Source organism: Flavobacterium polysaccharolyticum (assembly GCF_038739875.1).
Classification (GTDB): Bacteria; Bacteroidota; Bacteroidia; order Flavobacteriales; family Flavobacteriaceae; genus Flavobacterium; species Flavobacterium polysaccharolyticum.
In genome coordinates, this window is the sequence record NZ_JBCGDP010000013.1 from 15,402 (window position 1) to 34,492 (window position 19,091).

Annotated in this window: 16 protein-coding genes; 7 read left to right on the forward strand and 9 right to left on the reverse strand. The window is 35.6% G+C overall.

The genetic code is table 11. The features are described from left to right. Positions 1–253: 253 nt before the first annotated feature. A complete protein-coding gene (locus WFZ86_RS13230) occupies positions 254–1,093 on the reverse strand; it encodes a DUF6929 family protein (RefSeq protein ID WP_342692363.1) in 840 nt (279 codons plus the stop codon). Between the two features lie 326 nt (positions 1,094–1,419). Between WFZ86_RS13230 and WFZ86_RS13235 the strand changes: the two genes are divergently transcribed. From WFZ86_RS13235 to WFZ86_RS13255, 5 genes are all read left to right on the forward strand, one after another. Beyond that, the gene (locus tag WFZ86_RS13235) at positions 1,420–2,868 is read left to right on the forward strand and encodes a PhoX family protein (protein ID WP_342692364.1); all 1,449 of its coding nucleotides are present in this window, start codon (positions 1,420–1,422) and stop codon (positions 2,866–2,868) included. A gap of 147 nt (positions 2,869–3,015) precedes the next feature. After that, positions 3,016–4,782 carry a cytochrome-c peroxidase gene (locus tag WFZ86_RS13240; protein WP_342692365.1) on the forward strand — a complete coding sequence of 589 codons (1,767 nt, stop codon included), beginning with the start codon at positions 3,016–3,018 and terminating at the stop codon, positions 4,780–4,782. Positions 4,783–4,912: 130 nt separating this feature from the next. Further along, the gene (locus WFZ86_RS13245) at positions 4,913–6,295 is read left to right on the forward strand and encodes an MATE family efflux transporter (protein WP_342692366.1); all 1,383 of its coding nucleotides are present in this window, start codon (positions 4,913–4,915) and stop codon (positions 6,293–6,295) included. Between the two features lie 71 nt (positions 6,296–6,366). Further along, on the forward strand, positions 6,367–7,272 hold the full coding sequence (locus WFZ86_RS13250; RefSeq protein ID WP_342692367.1) for a prohibitin family protein: 906 nt from the start codon (positions 6,367–6,369) through the stop codon (positions 7,270–7,272). Between the two features lie 139 nt (positions 7,273–7,411). After that, positions 7,412–7,642, forward strand: a complete 231-nt coding sequence (locus WFZ86_RS13255; RefSeq protein ID WP_342692368.1) for a hypothetical protein — start codon at positions 7,412–7,414, stop codon at positions 7,640–7,642. Between the two features lie 48 nt (positions 7,643–7,690). On the opposite strand, the gene meaB is transcribed toward WFZ86_RS13255, so the two are convergent. Further along, positions 7,691–8,779 (reverse strand): methylmalonyl Co-A mutase-associated GTPase MeaB, encoded by a 1,089-nt coding sequence (meaB, locus tag WFZ86_RS13260; RefSeq protein WP_342692369.1) that lies wholly within the window; start codon positions 8,777–8,779, stop codon positions 7,691–7,693. A 118-nt stretch (positions 8,780–8,897) separates the two neighbouring features. Between meaB and WFZ86_RS13265 the strand changes: the two genes are divergently transcribed. After that, positions 8,898–9,809: an AEC family transporter gene (locus WFZ86_RS13265; protein ID WP_342692370.1), complete on the forward strand. Its 912-nt coding sequence runs from the start codon at positions 8,898–8,900 to the stop codon at positions 9,807–9,809. A 155-nt stretch (positions 9,810–9,964) separates the two neighbouring features. Here the strand turns inward: WFZ86_RS13265 and nudK are convergent, their stop codons facing one another. The 7 genes from nudK to WFZ86_RS13300 form a co-directional block, all read right to left on the reverse strand. After that, positions 9,965–10,585 (reverse strand): GDP-mannose pyrophosphatase NudK, encoded by a 621-nt coding sequence (gene nudK, locus WFZ86_RS13270; RefSeq protein ID WP_315171653.1) that lies wholly within the window; start codon positions 10,583–10,585, stop codon positions 9,965–9,967. 5 nt (positions 10,586–10,590) lie between these two features. Then, complete coding sequence (locus WFZ86_RS13275; RefSeq protein WP_342692371.1) at positions 10,591–11,601, reverse strand: cellulase family glycosylhydrolase; 1,011 nt, start codon at positions 11,599–11,601, stop codon at positions 10,591–10,593. A gap of 57 nt (positions 11,602–11,658) precedes the next feature. Beyond that, entirely contained in the window at positions 11,659–12,930 is a 1,272-nt protein-coding gene (locus WFZ86_RS13280; protein ID WP_342692372.1) for an adenylosuccinate synthase, read from the reverse strand. A gap of 77 nt (positions 12,931–13,007) precedes the next feature. Further along, the gene (locus tag WFZ86_RS13285; protein ID WP_024981183.1) at positions 13,008–13,466 is read right to left on the reverse strand and encodes a Fur family transcriptional regulator; all 459 of its coding nucleotides are present in this window, start codon (positions 13,464–13,466) and stop codon (positions 13,008–13,010) included. A gap of 82 nt (positions 13,467–13,548) precedes the next feature. After that, positions 13,549–15,771: a RelA/SpoT family protein gene (locus WFZ86_RS13290; protein ID WP_342692373.1), complete on the reverse strand. Its 2,223-nt coding sequence runs from the start codon at positions 15,769–15,771 to the stop codon at positions 13,549–13,551. 156 nt (positions 15,772–15,927) lie between these two features. Next, on the reverse strand, positions 15,928–17,478 hold the full coding sequence (locus tag WFZ86_RS13295) for a serine hydrolase (protein ID WP_342692374.1): 1,551 nt from the start codon (positions 17,476–17,478) through the stop codon (positions 15,928–15,930). 61 nt (positions 17,479–17,539) lie between these two features. Then, the gene (locus WFZ86_RS13300) at positions 17,540–18,325 is read right to left on the reverse strand and encodes a TrmH family RNA methyltransferase (RefSeq protein ID WP_342692375.1); all 786 of its coding nucleotides are present in this window, start codon (positions 18,323–18,325) and stop codon (positions 17,540–17,542) included. A gap of 156 nt (positions 18,326–18,481) precedes the next feature. Here WFZ86_RS13300 and WFZ86_RS13305 point away from each other — a divergent pair, with 156 nt between their 5' ends. Then, entirely contained in the window at positions 18,482–19,090 is a 609-nt protein-coding gene (locus tag WFZ86_RS13305; protein ID WP_342692376.1) for a trimeric intracellular cation channel family protein, read from the forward strand. The last annotated feature ends 1 nt before the right edge of the window (position 19,091 follow it).

Below are 19,091 nucleotides of genomic sequence, written 5' to 3' on the forward strand. Positions count from 1 at the left end.
TAAAAATCAAAAAGGTTGGGAAGCCTATCAAAAAAACATTCTTTTTTTACTACAATCATCAGGAATTCTAGTTTTAAAAATGAATGAAGGAGCGCCAACACTAGGCTTTCTGGTTAGCAGGATTCCCGCTGTACGTTATATCTTTTTTATAACTGTCAGGTCCAAAAACCTGTCAGCTATAAAAAAGGATGCCACTTCCATCGGGGCTATGAGCCTACATAGTGTTTTTTTTGGAAGCAATCAAATTTGTTACTTAAAGGGTACTCTTGTCAAGTACTAATTTATAAATATTCGTTTCCAACACCTCCGAGTCTTTGTCTTCGCATAACAAAAACGCTACTGTTTTGTCCGAATTTTGATAGAGGGAAAGGCCTTCAAATTTATGGGTATCGCTTATTTTTTGTGTAAATTCTAGTTTCATTGTTGCTACATCTATTACACCAATCAAGCTGCCCTTTACTTCTCCATCATTATACGTCGATTGTGTATCTTCGGCGGTAGCCAAAAAATAAATTTTAGCATCAATCAAAACGGCATCGGTAAAACTGCTACGCACGCCATTAATTTTAGGCAACTTATATTCGTTGCTAATCATATTGAATTCATTAATCAAGTTCTTGCCAAAAATCGTAAAAATCACATTTTTGCTCTTTTTCCCGTTCCCCCGATTAAAAAGCATCCATTCTTTTCCAGTATAAATGGCCCCTTCCAGATTAAAATCATCGGCTTTAATTTGACCAAAGCTTTGCATCACGCCATACAAATCCGTCAAATCGTTGGTTTTAATCTCTTTTTCGGTTGTATTAATTTCTACCATTTTGTTGCGTTTCGGAGTAGAACCGGAACCAAAAACATACAACTTGTCATCAAAACTCGTTATGGCTTCAAAATCGGGTTTATCTTTTTTGGCAATATTTACGCTGGCGTTTTCAATGATAGCGTGTTGCTGTAAGTCTTTGGCTTCCATATTGTATTCGTATAAATAGCCGCTGTTGTCACCAATAACATATAAGGAAGGCGATTTGTAAATAAGACCAGAAGCAGAACCAATTCCTATGATTTGAAATAAAAGTTCGAGTGTGAATTTTTCCATTATAGTATAAAATTTGTATCAATATTCCAATAAAGTGGGGAATCAAGATGAATTAAAAATCAACTAAAGTAGTGATTTGTTGGCAGAATCTTTCCGTTCAAGCGGACTTTAGAGGTTTCTTTTTATTCTTTTTTGAGAAAGCTAGTTATGGTTTGGCTTCTTATTGTTAATTCAATTTAAACCCAATATGTACTTATTGTTACTTTGTAAATTTTAGATTAAATTATAATTTAAAATCTTACGTATTGATAGCTGTTTCTTAATCCTATAGTGACAGTGTGTTTAAATTCATGCTCTTATTTTGTCTGTATAAAAAAACAAAAACAATGAAAAAACTAATTTTACCATTATTGTGTGTTATCTCCCTTGTTTCTTGTGAGAATGATACTAATGAACCAAAAGAAACAACGGCTGTTGTTTTAAAAAATCAATCGGTTACTCCTTCTTTAATGAAGAAAATGTCAGGATTTGAAAGCATTGAATTATTTTCATTAATATCTTCTGATGATGTATTGCCAGAAAGTTCAAAATTTGTTTTCGGAGGTTCAGCAGATGGAACAGGTTTATTAAAAAATGCCGATGGGACTTTTACTTTTTTAGTGAATCATGAAGACAATTTTGCAGTTTCGAGAGTTACTCTTGATAAAACTTTTAAACCAGTTAAAGGGGAGTATTTATTGAACTCAGATGGTGGATTTTGGAGATTGTGTAGTGCTACAATGGCTACCCCAGCAGAGCATGGTTTTGGACCTATATTTTTAACTTCAGGAGAGTCAGGAGAGGAATCTCTTACGCATGGTTTGGATCCTTTTGCAAGCATAGCAGAAGCTTCTAAAAACAGAGGTTTAGAAGCGTTAGGAAGATTAAATGCTGAAAATGCGGTGCCTTTAAATGCTAAAGCGTATCCTGGTAAAACAGTTATTTTATTAGGTGATGACGATTCTGATACTTATGGAGGACAAGTGTTTATGTACGTAGCGGACAAAGTAGGAGATTTACAAAACGGTTCTTTGTACATGATGAAACGAAATGATGAGAATCAAAGAGAAAAAGATATTGCTGTAAATCAAAAATATCCTGTTTCATTTGTTAAAATTGAAAATCATAAAAGTTTGACGGGTACTGCCATCAATGCTTCAGTAAATACATTGAAAGCGTTGAAATTTGGAAGAGTAGAAGACTTAGATTACAAAAAAGGAAGTGTTGAAGGAACAAGAGAAATCTATTTTAATGTAACCGGACAAAACACTACAGGAGCAAACGCAGATGCTTCTAGAACGAAATATGGTCGTGTGTACAAACTAAATTTAGACGAAAAAGATCCTTTGAAAGGAAACTTAGAAGTTATTTTAGATGGTGATGATCGTAACGGTGTGGCAGGTAAGTTTCAAAATCCTGATAACATTTGTGTGACTACTAATTATGTATATGTTCAAGAAGATTCTAATGGTTATGGAGATGAAACACACGATGCTTATATCTATCAATACAATATAGCAACCAAACAACTAAAAGTAGTTTTTGAATTAGATCACCGTCGTACAGCAACAGATGCAGCTACTTATAATGTGGGTGGTGCTTCAAAATTTGGTAGCTGGGAATATGGTGCAATGATTGATGTTTCTGAACAAGTTGGCGTTGCGGATACTTTTTTATTGTCGGTACAACCACATACATGGAGAGCTGATAAATACAAAGGAGTAGATGGAGGAACAAAACGTCCTACCGAAAATCAAGCGAGCCAAATACTTGTAATTAAAGGTTTAGCTAGATAATACATGCTTTCGATGTACTTGACCACGATTGCAAACTTGCAATCGTGGTTTTAGTTTTTTATCGAATCATCTTTTGGGAGTACTACTAAAAAGGACAGAACAATGTAAATAGGGGGCAATACTCTCAAATCAACACCTTAGTTTTTTATGAAAAAATATTTTTTCTTATTGTTATTATGCTCTTTTTTCTCTTGTGGAAAAAAAGAATCTAATCATGACATCATTGCTTTAAATTTCGCTAAGAATGTAACTGAATTAATTCAAGAGGTCGATCAATTAAAAGCTTTAGTAGCTTCAGATGCTAAGCTTTCAACGATTCAAAACCAATTTTTAAAGGCTAGAAATAGTTATAAAAAAATGGAATGGATGAGTGAGTATTATTATCCCGCAGTGTCTAAGTCTATTAATGGCCCTGCGATTCCTGAGTTTGAAGAAAATGATGGGATAACGGTTCCTCCTGAAGGATTTCAAGTGGTAGAAGAATTCCTATTTCCAAAATACGACACATTGACCAAATCTGATTTAGAAGTGGAATTAGGAGTATTGAGATCTAATTTGAATCGCTTGCAAAAAGTTTCGGAGCAAACTACTTTAACTGATTCTTTTATTTTTGATGCTTTGCGTTTAGAAATTTTTAGAATGATAAGCCTTGGTATCACAGGTTTTGATTCTCCACTGGCTTTGCATTCGCTTCCTGAGGCCAAAGTAGTATTGGAAAGCATCGAAAAGGTAGTCTCACTTTATGAGAATAATAACTCAAAAAATTATAAAGCTATAATAGCCACGCTAAGCAAGGGTAAAAAGTATTTAGATACACATATTGATTTTGCTTCTTTTGATCGTGCTTATTTTATTAAAACCGTAGCAAACCCATTGAGCAAGCAACTTTTTGCATTTCAAAAAAACGCTTCTATTCCGTTTCCAGAAGAAACTAGAGGCTTAAAAACCACAGCTCAAACCCTTTTTGACAAAGACGCTTTTGATATAGAAGCCTTTAATGGTTTTCCTGATTATAAAACCACTCCAGAAAAAATTGCCTTAGGAAAAAAGTTATTCAATGACCCTATTTTGTCGGGCAATAATACGCGTTCTTGTGCTTCTTGTCACCATTCTGATCTTGCTTTTACAGATGGTTTAGAACAAACGATTTCCTTAGACGGCAAAACTAAAGTAAAGCGAAACACACCCACTTTGATGAACATCGCTTTCCAACGTGCTTTCTTCTATGATTCCAAAGTAAGTTACCTCGAAGATCAAGCTGTGGCTGTCATTACAAACGAAATAGAAATGCACGGTTCCCTTGAAAAATCAGTGAAAGCCTTGCAAAAAGATAAAAAGTATGTAGCCGAATTTAAAAAAGCATTTCCTAAAAATGAGATCAACGAATTCGGAATCAAAAATGCCTTGGCTTCCTACGTTCGTTCTTTGAGCCAATACAATTCAAAGTTTGATGAATACATGCGTGACGAAGTCGAATTTTCGACAGACGAGAAAGCAGGTTTTAATTTATTTGCAGGTAAAGCTAAATGCGCTACTTGCCATTTTATTCCTTTAACCAACGGGACAGTCCCACCTAATTTTATGAAAACAGAAAGCGAAATTTTAGGAGTACCCAATAGGCATAATTATTTAGATGCCGATTTAGGAAAATATGAATTGACCCAAGCCGAAATTCATAGAAATTCTTTTAAAACACCGACCATCAGAAATATTGAGTTAACGGCTCCGTATATGCATAATGGTGTTTTTAAAACTTTAGAAGAAGTCATTGATTTTTATAACAAAGGTGGTGGAATTGGCCTTGGATTTAAAGTGCCCAATCAAACCTTACCTGAAGATCAATTACTGCTTTCTGATAAGGAAAAGAAGCAGTTAATTGCTTTTATGAAAACCCTTACCGATAAGAGAAATTAAGAAAATTGTTTGGTTAGTAGCGCTCTATTCAAGGTCGATTGTAAAGTTTAAAAAATGATTTTTTTAAACATAGTTCTATTCAAAGAATCAATTTCTTCTGATTACCTTTGCCGACCTAAAAAGCACTATAATGAACTTGTCACAGTATACCAAAGAGTTTTCGCAGAATATAAAATTGGCTTATCCCGTTGTTTTAGGGATGCTGGGACATACTTTAATTGGTATTGTAGACAATTATATGGTAGGTAATTTGGGATCTACTGAATTGGCAGCGGTTTCTTTAGGTAATAGTTTTATTTTTTTGGCGCTCTCTGTAGGTATTGGTTTTTCTACAGCTATTACTCCATTGATAGCAGAAGCAGATGCAGAACAAAACACCAAAAAAATCCGAACGACTTTTCATCACGGCTTGTTGTTATGTACTATTTTGGGGGTTGTCTTGTTTGTTTTGACCGTATTGTCCAAGCAACTAATGTATTTTATGAATCAGCCCGAAACGGTTGTTGTTTTGGCAGGGCCATATATTGATTGGGTTGCTTTTTCATTGATTCCTGTAATCATTTATCAAGGGTACAAGCAATTTGCCGATGGATTATCGCAGACCAAATATTCTATGTATGCCATATTTTTTGCTAATGTGGTGCATGTGTTTTTTAACTATGTCTTGATTTATGGCGTTTGGTTTTTTCCTAAGTTGGGAATCATAGGAGCAGCTTTAGGAACAGTTATTTCTAGAATTTTGATGGTGATTTTTATGCATTACATTATGAAACAGAATGCCATAATGAAACGCTATTTTGAAAATTTTACGTTCAAAGAAATCAAAAAAACGATTTTAAAAAAAATCATCAATCTAGGTTTGCCATCAGCGATGCAAATGATGTTCGAGGTTACTTTATTTACAGCAGCGATTTGGCTTTCAGGAACCTTGGGTAAAAATAATCAAGCGGCCAATCAAATTGCTTTAATTTTAGCTTCCTCTACTTTTATGGTAGCAATGGGATTGAATGTAACAGCAATGATTCGAGTTGGTCACGCCAAGGGAGCGGGCGATTTTAAAGGACTAATTGTTGTAGCACGTTCTATTTTTTTATTGGCAATCCTTATTGAATCGCTATTTGCCATTTTATTTATTGTCTTTCATAATTATTTGCCACATTTATTCTTGAATACTGCCGATGTTTCTCAATTGGCGGATAACAATGAAATTATAATGATAACGGCTAAATTGTTGTTGGTTGCAGCAGTTTTTCAAATTTCAGATGGTATTCAGGTTGTGGTTTTGGGAGCTTTGAGAGGGCTTCAAGATGTGAAGATTCCAATGTACATTACTTTTGTAGCCTATTGGATTGTTGGGTTTCCAGTATCCTTTTACTTAGGAAAATATACAGATTTAGAGGCGGTAGGAATTTGGATTGGATTATTGGCGGGATTAACGGCTGCGGCACTATTTTTATACATTCGATTTTCTCAATTGACCAAAAAACTAGTTCTTTTGAACACAGCTGAATAAAGTTTTTCTTATAAATGTAACTTCTGTTTTATTTCCTCGTATAATAAGCATATCAATTAAATCCAAAAAAAATGATAGTATTTATTATTCTCGGAATAATTTTGTTAGTCGTTAGTTTTACTGTAAACAACAACGCTAATCCTTTATCTAAATTTTCTAATCTTTTAAAAATTATTGGTGTTTTATTACTACTAATCGGAGTTTTTTCTTCGATGTTCAAGCAAATCGACGCGGGTAAAGTGGGCGTAAAATCGCTTTACGGTAGTGTACAGCCCGACGTTTTAGAAAGTGGGCTTCATGTTGTGAACCCACTGTTGGATATTACTGTTTTTGATGTGCAAACACAAAATTATACCATGTCAGCCGTTCATAGCGAAGGGGCTCAAGAAGGTGATGATGCTATTAGAGTATTATCTAATGATGGTTTGGAAGTAGTCATAGACTTAACGGTTTTGTATCGTGTAGTCCCAAATGAAGCACCTAAAATTTTGAAAGGAATTGGAGAAAGCTACACCGATAAAATTGTACGTCCAGTAACTAGAACCCGTATTCGTGACAATGCTGTTTATTATGATGCAGTGGCCTTGTATTCGACTAAAAGAAATGAATTTCAACAACGTATTTTCAAAAGTATTGAAGCCGATTTTAAAGCTAGAGGATTGGTGCTAGAGCAATTGTTGATTCGAAACATCAATTTGCCAGAATCCGTAAAGAAAACCATCGAAAGTAAAATTAATGCTGAACAAGATGCTCAAAAAATGACCTTTGTTTTGCAAAAGGAAAAGCAAGAAGCGGAACGTAAAAGGGTAGAAGCTCAGGGTATCGCAGATTATCAACGCATTATTTCTTTGGGACTGACCGATAAACAATTGCAGTACGAACAAATTAAAGCACAGAAAGATATTGCTACTTCACCCAATACCAAAATTATTTTTATGGGGAAAGGAAGTGCACCTGTGATTCTTTCAGATAGATAGTTTTTGGTTAATCGGTTATTTGATTAATCGGTCAACTGTTAAGGACTGAATGATTAAATTTGTAAAATAGTTATAAGCTTTGAATAGCTTCGAAGTAAAATAAAGTCAATAGACAACAAACAATAAACAACAAGCAAAAATGGAATTACCAAAATTTTTACTAGGCGACAATACTGACTTTCCAGACGATATCTTTATCATTCATATGGATTATCCTCGATTTATCATTAATCTTAAAGATGATGAGGTAGAGTTTTTAGAAGAGCCAGAAGATCTAGACGAAGCCGAATTGAACGCCGAAATGGAAGGTTTAATCGAACAAGCGAATGCGTTTTACGATCGCGAAATAGAAAGATTCGAAGAGGAATAATTTTAGCAAATATAGCTTTTAAGGGAATTCATGTCAAAATGGATTCCTTTATTTTTTGAAGTATGTATCCAAAATAACCTGTGCAGCAGCAAATGGTGAAAGGGCATTTTGAGCCACGGCTTCTTTATTTTTTTCTAATAGCGGAACTATTTCTGGATGATTATAAAAATTGTTTTTCAAATACTCATTGATGGTTTCGAGCATCCAATACTGGTTTTGTGTAGCTCTTTTTTCAAAAAAATACTGATTACTTTGAGTGTTTTTTATGTAGTGTAAAATGGTTTCCCAAATAGCTGGAATTCCTTCTTTTGTTATAGCACTGCAAGTGGCTGTAGTTGGTGTCCAACCCGATTTTTTGGTTGGAAAAAGATGTAAGGCTCGGTTGAATTCCACTTTTGCCAAATTTGATTTTCGGATATTGTCACCATCCGCTTTGTTGATGACTATGGCATCGGCCATTTCCATAATGCCTCGTTTAATGCCTTGTAATTCATCACCTGCTCCGGCAATTTTTAGTAATAAAAAAAAGTCGACCATACTATGCACCGCGGTTTCACTCTGACCAACACCTACCGTCTCAATGATAATGGTGTCGAAACCAAAAGCTTCGCACAAGGTGATGGTTTCTCTGGTTTTTCGCGCCACACCGCCCAAGGTTTCCCCAGATGCCGAAGGTCGAATAAAAGCATTTTTATCTTTAACCAATTCTTCCATTCGGGTTTTGTCGCCCAAAATACTTCCGTGCGAAATGGTGCTGCTAGGGTCGACAGCGAGAACAGCCACTTTTCTACCTAAACTCGTTAAGTGTTTTCCAAAGGCTTCAATAAAAGTGCTTTTTCCAACACCAGGAACTCCTGTAATACCTATTCTAACGGATTCTTTTACGTACGACAAACACGAATTGATGACTTCGTTGGCTTGACTCAAATGCTTGGGATTGGTGCTTTCTACTAGTGTAATGGCACGGCTCAAAGCGGTAATATTGCCAGCCAAAATCCCTTCAACTAATTCAGCAGGAGTAGGTGTTTTTTTTCGAAACGATTGAATGCTGTGAGCCGCTACATTGCTAACATTTTCGGGTGATGAAATACCCGGAATTTCGTGAAGCGCTGATTTTTTTTGATTCGTATTGGCCAAGATAAAATTGTTTTGAGAGTAAAATTAAATAAAACTTACGGGTTTGCGTGAATATTAAAATAATTTTAATTGTATTTTTGGGGAACAACTTTTTGACTGCTCTTGAATAACAAGCCTTATGATTAATTTTATTCTTATTGTTGTTTTTTTGGTACTCGGTATAGTGCTTCAACGCGTTGCTGTTATCCCAAAAACAACTCCGAAAAAACTCAACTGGATAGTTATTCAAATCTGTCTTCCGGCTTTGGCCTTGTATTACATTCCAAAAATCCAATGGAATGCTCAATTGTTGTATCCAATTCTAGTCGCTTGGATTATTTTTCTCTTATCTTGGTTGGTGTTTGCGCTTCTTGGTAAACATTTTGGCTGGTCACGAAAACTCACTGGTTGCTTAATCATTTGTAGCGGTCTCAGCAATACATCCTTTCTCGGATTCCCCATTATTACGGCACTCTATGGCGAGAGCGGAATGAAAACCGCCATCTTAGTCGATCAGCCAGGATCCTTTGTGGTACTGTCTACTTTAGGAATATTGGTCGCAACGATGTATTCCAAAGGGCAAACAACTGGTCTACAAATTGTCAAAAAAATAGCTTTTTTTCCGCCTTTTATAACCTTTGTCATCGCTTGCTTGATGAATACTTACGAATACGAATTACCTGCTTTTTTTCAACAAGGGCTCAAAATAATTGGCGCAGGTGTCACGCCTTTGGCACTGCTTTCGGTGGGATTGCAGTTACAATTTGATAGCAAAAGCAAGCATTGGACTTTTTTGCAACTAGGACTTTTTTATAAATTACTTATCGCTCCAGCGTTTCTGTTTTTGTTGTATGTCGTTATCTTACAGCAACGTTCAGAGGTCATTCAAGTAGCGTTGTTAGAATCCGCTATGGCGCCTATGATAACGGGTTGTATTTTGGCCGCAAGCCACGGATTAAAACCAAAATTATGCAGTATGATGATAGCTTTTGGGATTCCTATTTCCTTTTTTACCTTGCTTTTTTGGTACTTTTTAGCGCAAAATATTTGATCTTTTAGGAGCGAAACAGTTATTTTTTTCGGGAGGCAGGTTTCCCACTATCCACTATATCTCCTGTCTTGTTCGATCACAAGTCAGGAGGATGCCGTTCCTATCGGGGCTAGTCAGGAGCAAAAGGCTTTTAGATAAAAAAGAAAAAATCAAAATTACTCATTAATGTAATCATCAGCCAGTCTTGTAGTATGTGGAATCAGTTGGTTGATTTTGGCATATTGCAAGAGCATAATTGTTTTGGCATCTTTAATTTCGCCAGTTTCAATCATCAAGTACGCTTGTTCAAACGGAATTTCAATAACCTCAATTTCTTCATGTTCTTGGTCTAATCCACCACCAGAACTTACTTTCATGCTTGCATCGTATTCGCCAACAAAAAAATATAAAATCTCAGTTACGGCTCCAGGTGACATATACGATTCGAATACTTTTCGCACCGATGAAAGGCGATACCCAGTTTCCTCTTCGGTTTCACGAATGATACAAGCTACAGGATCATCTTCGTCAAGTAAACCAGCACAGACTTCAATCAGTAAGCCCGTTTTATTGCCATTTATATAGGTCGGCAATCGGAATTGGCGGGTTAAAACAACAGTCCCTTTGTGCGTGTTGTACAATAAAATGGCGGCGCCGTTGCCTCTGTCGTATACCTCCCTTTTTTGAGTGTCCCATGTACCATCTTTTTTTTGATAATCAACAGTGACCCTGTTCAAAATATACCAATTGTCGGATAGTAATTCGGTCTTTTGGATTTTGTATTTCGGATTTGGCATAGCTTTTATGGTTTTCTACTTCTATCGGTTAGATCTTTGAATGTTGTTCCCCAATTATTATTGTTATTGTTGTTTGGTTCTCCAGTTGTTGTTAATAAGGCGTCTATGTCGTTTCCGTCTTTTTTCCAAACCCAAGCACATATAGATAGTCCATGGTCAAACATAGTATCTAAAAATGTTTTTGGATTCATTAAAACTCCAGCATTCATAGGCGCTATTTCTCCTATAATTATCGGAATGTTTTTATTTCTCAATTGATTCAAACGATTTTCAACAGAACTATTGCTGTCCAAAAGCCATTTTTCATACGCATGAATATCAAATAATATATTAGATTTTCCATTAAGAAATTCATTGCCTTTATTTAGTAATACACTTTCGTCTTGCCCTTGTTCAGCGCAAGGCACAACGACAATGTTTTGATTTCCTGTAGACCGAATAATGGCTACTAATTCATTCATGTCTTGTAGCCAAATTTGGTCGGTATAGCCATCTGCTCTGTCGTATCGGTAGGGTTCATTCCATACTTCAATCCATACATCGGGTTGGTCTTTTAGGTAAGTTGCCCATTCTTTTAATCGCGTCTTGTATTCTTGCCACCAATTTGTCTGTTGCGGGCTTCTTCCTGTAAAAGCTGTGTTTGGGGTCCCATCCCAACCAAAAGCACAGATAATGGTGACTCTTTTATTGGCTCTATTATCTGCTATGATATTTTCGAGCGAATATAAATACGCTCCTGTAGCATCTTTTATCGGGCTACCCGTTAATGGAGTCTCTTTTATATTGCCAATAAATTCTCGAATTATGTCTATTTTCCAAGTATTCATATCTGTACTTCCCACACCAAAAACATGAAAAGCATTTACACCAATAAGTTGTATAGGCTTCTGGTTCATTAGAAGCTTTGCCTCCAATGTACTGTATTTTGTAGTACTATTTATGGGAGTTTCTATCTCGTCTTTTTTACAAGAAAAAAGAATTAGAATCAGAAGGAAAATAGACAACTTTTTTTTCATGTTATTAATTATTAGACGGAATAAAAAACGCTCTGAAATACTCAGAGCGTTTGGTTTCTATTTCAAAATAGTTTGCTTTCTGTCTGGTCCAACAGATACTATTTTGATAGGTACTTCTACTTCTTTTTCTATAAACTCGATGTATTCTTTTAGTTCTTTAGGTAATTCCTCATAAGTGGTCATTCCTGTCAAATCTTGTGCCCATCCTTTAAATTCTTGGTAAACAGGAGTTACGTTTTCAGGTTCGATATTATATGGAAAATGAGTGATCTCTTCTCCTTTGTATTCATAAGCGGTACATACTTTTAGTGTTTTAAATCCAGAAAGCACGTCGCCCTTCATCATCATCAATTGGGTTACTCCATTGACTTGAACGGCATATTTTAGCGCTACTAAATCTAACCAACCACAACGTCTTTGTCTTCCAGTTACAGAACCAAATTCGTTACCAATTCTAGCCATAGTAGCTCCGTCTTCATCAAATAATTCAGTTGGGAAAGGTCCGCTACCTACGCGAGTAACGTAAGCTTTGAAAATTCCGTATACTTCTTTGATTTTGTTTGGTGCAATTCCTAAACCTGTACAAGCACCAGCAGCAGTTGTATTAGAAGAAGTAACAAATGGATAGGTTCCAAAATCAACATCTAATAGAGAGCCTTGAGCCCCTTCACACAAAATAGATTTTCCTGCTTTTTGTGCTTGGTGTAAATATTCTTCACTATCAATAAAATCTAATTTTTTCAATTCTTCGATGGCTTCAAAGAATTCAGTTTCCATTTCTGCCAAATTGTACTGAATCGCTACATCATAGAATTTAATCATTTCTTCGTGTTTGTCTGCCAAAGCTCTGTAACGATCTGCGAAATCTTCTAATTCGATATCACCAACACGAAGGCCGTTTCTACCTGTTTTATCCATGTAAGTTGGACCAATTCCTTTTAAAGTAGAACCAATTTTCGCTTTTCCTTTTGCCGCTTCAGAAGCCGCATCAAGCAAACGGTGAGTAGGTAAAATTAAATGAGCTTTTCTAGAAATGATTAATTTACTTTTGATATCAATATCAAATTTTTGAAGACCTTCAATTTCTTTTTGAAAAACAACAGGGTCAATTACAACGCCATTTCCAATGATGTTTACTGCCTTTTTATGAAAAATACCAGAAGGAATGGTTCTCAAAACGTGTTTAATTCCATCAAATTCTAAGGTGTGTCCAGCATTTGGTCCCCCTTGAAAACGTGCAATGATATCATAATTTGAGGTCAGTACGTCTACGATTTTTCCTTTCCCTTCATCTCCCCATTGTAATCCTAATAATAAATCTACGGTCATTATGTGTATTGTTTGTTGTTAAATAAATAGAATTGGACAACGCTTGTGTTGTCCAGTCTTCTTTAGTCTATAAAAAATTATTCTGTTTTCTTTTTGTTGCCATATAAGTACAACGAGTGGTTGGTGATTTCTATATCAAAAATTTCTTCAATTGTTTTTTTGATAGTTTGTATTCTTGGGTCGCAAAACTCGATTACTTCTCCAGTATCGGTCATGATGATGTGATCGTGTTGTTTATCAAAATATGATTTTTCGTAATGCGCCTGATTTTGTCCAAACTGATGTTTACGCACCAACGCACAATCTAATAGCAATTCAATTGTATTGTATAATGTTGCTCGGCTCACACGATAGTTTTTGTTTTTCATTTTGATGTACAAATTTTCGATATCAAAATGTTCTTCACTATCGTAGATTTCTTGAAGGATAGCATAACGTTCGGGCGTTTTTCTGTGTCCTTTATTCTCAAGATACATTGTAAAAACATTTTTTACAATTTCTTGATTTTTATTGTTTTCTGTGGAGATGAGTGTCATATCTGGCAAAGATAAATTATTTTGTTTAAAGATTAAAGGCCCTAGTTTTAAAGTTTGTGATTAAATGTTCTTCAAAAGAAAATTATGTGTTATAGACTCTAGTTACTTTTTCTATTCCGTCGATTTTTTTGATGTTATTGATCATTTTTTTGAGAATCGTATTGTTCTGAACAATTACCGCTACTTGACCATGAAAAAGACCTGCATTGGTACTCAAAGAAATACTTTGTATGTTGACATGCATATTGTTTGAAATAACTTTAGTGAGTTGGTTGGTCAATCCTAGTACGTCCATTCCGGTAATGTCTAGTAGCGCCTTGAACTCTTCTTGCGTAGAATCGATCCATTTGGCACTCATGATACGGTATGCATAGTTAGATTGCATTCCTATGGCATTAGGGCAATCTTTTTTGTGTACTTTAATCCCTTCGTTGATAGTAATAAAACCAAAAACATCGTCTCCTGGAATTGGGTTACAGCATGGTGCCAATTTGTAGTCTAATTTGTCATGCTCAGTACCAAAAACTAGTAAATCATAATTAGTATTTATTTCTGGTTTGTGAATGTCAATATCCGCCGTGTTTTTTTGATTACGTTTGATTTTATTCTTGAAGAAATTGATGATGGTATTACTTTTTTTAGCAGCAAAGTCTTTCAATTGCTGATTTTCAATTGCACCAATTCCTATTCTATAATACAAATCCAAACTGGTTTTTAGTTTGAAGAAATTTACTAACTCATTGGTAACAGATTCGTTCAAGTTGATTTTTAGGTGTTTTAACTTACGGGTAAGAATTTCTTTTCCTTCTTCACCAATTTTTTTAGTGTTTTCGTTGAGAACGTTTTTAATTTTTGTTTTTGCCCTTGAAGTGGTCACATAGTCCAGCCAGTTAGCGGTTGGTTTTTGATATTGTGAAGTGATTACTTCAATTTGATCACCACTTTTGAGTTCATAATTTAGTGGAACTAGTTTGCCGTTAACGCGAGTTCCTCGGGTTCTAATTCCTAGTTCTGAGTGAATACTAAAGGCAAAATCCAACGAGGTGGCACCTTTAGGAAGCGATTTGATTTCTCCCTTTGGAGTAAACACAAAAATCTCCTTAGAATAGAGATTCATTTTGAAATCTTCTACAAAATCTACGGCATTCGTTTCTGAATTTTCTAAAGCTTCTCTCAGTAAGTTCAGCCAAACATCCAAACCGCTCTCTTCGGTAGCCCCGTTTTTGTATTTATAATGAGCGGCATACCCTTTTTCCGCAATTTCATCCATTCGCTCGCTTCGTACTTGTACTTCTACCCAGCGACCTCTTGGTCCCATGACCGTTATATGCAAGGCTTCGTAACCTGTAGATTTTGGAGACGAAATCCAATCTCTCAATCGACTTGGGCTTGGTCTGTAATGGTCGGTAACAATGGAATAGATTTTCCAAGCCAAAAACTTTTCTTCGTTGGGTTCTGATTTGTAAACAATGCGAAGGGCAAATTTATCGTAGACCTCGTCAAAGCTTACATTTTGAGCCCTCATTTTTCTCCGAATAGAATAGATAGATTTAGGTCTTCCTTTGATGATGTAGTTAATTTCTTCTTTGTTTAAAGAATTTTTTAGTACTTCAGAAATATCATTAATATAAGCGTCTTGTTCTTCTTTGGTTTCTTTGATTTTGCTTACAATTTCATTATAAATCTCGGGTTCTGTATATTTCAATCCCAAATCCTCTAACTTGGTTTTGATATTGTATAGCCCTAATCGATGCGCTAATGGTGCGTAAATATAGAGTGTTTCGGAAGCGATTTTGGTTTGCTTGTCTTCGCGCATCGAATCCATAGTTTGCATATTGTGCAAACGATCGGCAAGTTTAATTAAGATTACTCGGACATCATCATTCAAAGTAAGAATCATTTTTCTAAAATTCTCAGCTTGAATGGAGGCGTTTAGGTCTTTTTGAACCAAAGAAATTTTGGTAAGTCCTTCTACCAATTGTGCTACTTTTGGATTAAAAAGTTTTTCAATGTCGTGTACAGTAATGGGAGTATCTTCTACTACGTCATGAAGCAATGCAGCAGCAATAGAGGTAGCACCTAAACCAATTTCAGAAGCTACAATTTTGGCCACAGCAATGGGGTGGAAAATATAAGCCTCTCCTGATTTTCTTCGTTGATCTTTGTGAGCATCAACGGCTACATCAAAGGCTTTTCGAATCAGTTTTTTATCGGCAGGTGTTAAGGTTTGGTAGCTAATACGCAACAATTCTTTATACTCGTGCGCAATCGCTTTGTTTTCTTTTTCTATTTCTAATTCTGTCATAACGGCATGGTTCAATTTTTAAAGCTAAGTAATAAATACCAGATTCGCAAGGTAAAATTGACTATTAAAGTTTATTTAAGAGCTTTTAAAAGTAATTTGTCCGATAAAAAAATACAATCATTTTTTATCGGACAAAAATAAAATATTTGTTGGCGACTAGTTGACTCTTTTTAAGTCTAAGTCTTGAAAATCATAACTAAAATCAGTTAAGTCTGAAATTGGTTTCATTTTGATGCCAATCGTTTTTCCTGAAGTATCATTTTCTAGGAATAAATGGGCATCAGCATTGAAAAATGCATTGTTCCATTTCACCACAAGATTGCCTGATTTGTAAAAGAAAACTTCGCCAGCTAATTGTGGAGAGCGTTTCGATTGAAAATAAATTTTTCCTTTCTTTTCTGAAAGTTCAATAGCACCAAACCAATTGTCTTTATAGGTTCCAATAATAGATTTCCAATCAGTTTTTACTTTGTCTTTTTTGTTTTTAGCAACAGTTGCCCAAACTTCTTCGGTCACTTTGTCGGCAGTAGCGACATTGGCTTTGATTCGATTATGATACAGCGTTACATAATCTTGAGCAGGAATACCTAGATAACTATCTTTAATCGTATTAGTTATCGCTGAAAAAGCGGCACCTTCTTGTTGATTGGTCAGAACAACTATCCCTAATTGTAGTTCTGGAAGCAAAGTGACTTGAGTGACATTTCCTTCTAAACCTCCTGTGTGCGAAACTTGTTTATATCCTTTAACATCATTCAAAAACCAGCCCAATCCGTAACCATTGAAGTGGGTGTTGTAGGGTGGGCGAGTGGTTGCTGGAATGATGGTTTGCAATTGCCACATTTCATTTTGCTGCGCTTCAGAGAATAAAGCTTTGTTTTCTGGTCCGTATTTTCCTTTGTTGAGTTGCAAAAGTACCCATTTACTCAAGTCATTTACGCTAGAGTAGATGCCTGCCGCTCCATCAAAAAGTTGATTGGTATAAGGCTTGATTACTTTTAATTGACCGTTTACAGGAACGTGTGGAGCAATGACGTTTGTAGTGTCTTTTAACCTTTTGTATGAAGCGACACTATGGTTCATCTCAAGTGGTTTCATCATACGTTGTTCAACAAAGTCAGCCCAACTCAGTTGACTTACTTTGTGAATAATTTCCCCAGCCACGATGTACAAAAGATTGTCATAATCAAATTTGGTTCTAAAGCCAGAAACAGGTTTTAAATACTGTAAATTTTCGATTATATCTTTTGAAGTGAAATCGCTTCCGTCAGGCCAAATCATTAAATCACCTGCGCCAAGTCCTAATCCACTTCGATGCGTTACTAAATCTCGAATGGTAAATTCGTTGGTAACATAGTCATTGTACATTTTGAAATTGGGCAAATACTGAATTACTTTATCGTCCCATTGTAGTTTTCCTTCTTCAACCAGCATAGCTAATGCGGCTGTGGTAAAGGCTTTACTATTTGAAGCAATCCCGAATAAGGTGTTGCCATCTACTTTTTCTTTGGTCAAAATTGATTTTACGCCATATCCTTTGGAATGAATTACTTTGCCATCTTTTACTACCGCTACGGCAATCCCAGGCACATTAAAGGTTTGAATGGCTTTCTCGGTAACTTGATCAATTTGCTCCTCGGTAATTTGTGCAAAAGTGGTAAAACTGGTTGCTAATAGCAGCAGTAGAGAGAAATACTGTTTTTTCATTATTGGTTATTTATAGTATTTTTATTCAACTTACAAAAATCTAAAATCTAGATTCTAAAATCTAAAACCCTCTTTGTCTTTTGGCTTCGAAAATCAAAATAGCCGCGGCAACCGAAACGTTCATCGAATCAATTTCGCCCTGCATCGGGATAATAATATTTTGTGTGGCCGCATCGCGCCATTCTTGAGTCAATCCTGTTGCTTCTGTTCCCACTACCAAAGCGGTTGGAGTCGTGTAATTTTCAAGATGATAGCTATTGGAATTTTGTAAAGTAGCACAATAGAAACTAATATTTCTTTCATTCAAAAAGGCAATAATTTCCGCCGTACTTCCAGTGGCGATTTGGTTGGTAAACAAGCAACCTACGCTCGAACGAACGATGTTTGGATTGTATAAATCGCTTTTGGGGTTGGCAATGATTACGGCATCCAAATTAGCAGCATCAGCGGTTCTCAACAATGCGCCAATGTTGCCTGGTTTTTCAGGAGCTTCTGCCACCAAAATCAATGGGTTTTCGGAAAGTTTTAAATCCGATAACAATGTCGATTTGGTTTTTGCTACAGCCAAGACACCTTCTGTAGAATCTCTGTAAGCTAGTTTTTCATAAACGGCGGAAGTAATTTCGATTAAATCTGCATTTGGAGCCAATTGCTTGGTTTGGCTTTCCGAACAAATTTCAGGAACAAATAATAAGGTTTCAATTTCGTAGCCTCCTTTTATTGCAATGCTTATTTCTCGTTGTCCTTCAATCAAAAAAGTGCCCGTTTGCTTTCGAGCTTTGGCTTTTTCCTGTAATAAAACCAAGGATTTGATATACGGATTCTGTATGGAAGTAATTTGTTTCAAGCTTTTTTTTAATGACAAATATACACAGAGTATTACTTAGATTAAACTTGAATTAGGATATTTAAAGAATACTGCATTTATTTAATAAGTATTTCTTTAATTTTGTTTTCTTCAAAAAGAAACAACATTGTTTAAGAGTAAACGAATAAGAGCAACATGTTTTATTTACTAGATATTATTGGGACTATGGCTTTTGCTTTATCGGGAGCACTTACGGCAATGAATAAACGATTGGATCCTTTTGGAATATTGATTATTGCCTTTGTTACTGCGGTAGGCGGCGGTACGTTAAGAGATGTTCTTATTGGTAAAACTCCCGTGGGTTGGATGCTCAATCTCAACTATGTTTATGTGATTTTCATTGGCTATATTTTGGCGATTCTTTTTAGAAAAAGATTCGATAAGTTGCGTAAATCATTGTTCCTTTTTGACACTATTGGTTTGGGAGTTTTTACGCTTATTGGTTTAGAAAAAGGGATTAGCATTGGTTTGCATCCTATCATTTGTACTGCTTTGGGAACTATGACGGCTTGCTTTGGAGGTGTGATTAGGGATATTTTGTGTAATGAAATTCCAGTTATTTTCAGAAAAGAAATTTATGCTACCATTTGTATTTTGGGAGGTATTGTTTTTTTTATGCTAAAAAAAGGCAACTTCCCAGATGAATTAATTCAGTTAGTAACATCCTTAGTGATTATCATTGTTCGATTGTTGGTGGTCAAATTCAATTGGTCGTTACCTACATTTGATTTAAAATTGAAATAAA

Bases quoted from the DNA above. Each gene is read 5' to 3' on its own strand.
- WFZ86_RS13250 (WP_342692367.1), top strand. From the start codon at position 6,367: ATGATAGTATTTATTATTCTCGGAATAATTTTGTTAGTCGTTAGTTTT.
- WFZ86_RS13280 (WP_342692372.1), bottom strand. From the start codon at position 12,930: ATGACCGTAGATTTATTATTAGGATTACAATGGGGAGATGAAGGGAAA.
- WFZ86_RS13295 (WP_342692374.1), bottom strand. From the start codon at position 17,478: ATGAAAAAACAGTATTTCTCTCTACTGCTGCTATTAGCAACCAGTTTT.
- WFZ86_RS13305 (WP_342692376.1), top strand. From the start codon at position 18,482: ATGTTTTATTTACTAGATATTATTGGGACTATGGCTTTTGCTTTATCG.
- WFZ86_RS13240 (WP_342692365.1), top strand. From the start codon at position 3,016: ATGAAAAAATATTTTTTCTTATTGTTATTATGCTCTTTTTTCTCTTGT.
- WFZ86_RS13245 (WP_342692366.1), top strand. From the start codon at position 4,913: ATGAACTTGTCACAGTATACCAAAGAGTTTTCGCAGAATATAAAATTG.
- WFZ86_RS13285 (WP_024981183.1), bottom strand. From the start codon at position 13,466: ATGACACTCATCTCCACAGAAAACAATAAAAATCAAGAAATTGTAAAA.
- WFZ86_RS13275 (WP_342692371.1), bottom strand. From the start codon at position 11,601: ATGAAAAAAAAGTTGTCTATTTTCCTTCTGATTCTAATTCTTTTTTCT.
- nudK (WP_315171653.1), bottom strand. From the start codon at position 10,585: ATGCCAAATCCGAAATACAAAATCCAAAAGACCGAATTACTATCCGAC.
- WFZ86_RS13255 (WP_342692368.1), top strand. From the start codon at position 7,412: ATGGAATTACCAAAATTTTTACTAGGCGACAATACTGACTTTCCAGAC.
- WFZ86_RS13265 (WP_342692370.1), top strand. From the start codon at position 8,898: ATGATTAATTTTATTCTTATTGTTGTTTTTTTGGTACTCGGTATAGTG.
- WFZ86_RS13290 (WP_342692373.1), bottom strand. From the start codon at position 15,771: ATGACAGAATTAGAAATAGAAAAAGAAAACAAAGCGATTGCGCACGAG.
- WFZ86_RS13230 (WP_342692363.1), bottom strand. From the start codon at position 1,093: ATGGAAAAATTCACACTCGAACTTTTATTTCAAATCATAGGAATTGGT.
- WFZ86_RS13235 (WP_342692364.1), top strand. From the start codon at position 1,420: ATGAAAAAACTAATTTTACCATTATTGTGTGTTATCTCCCTTGTTTCT.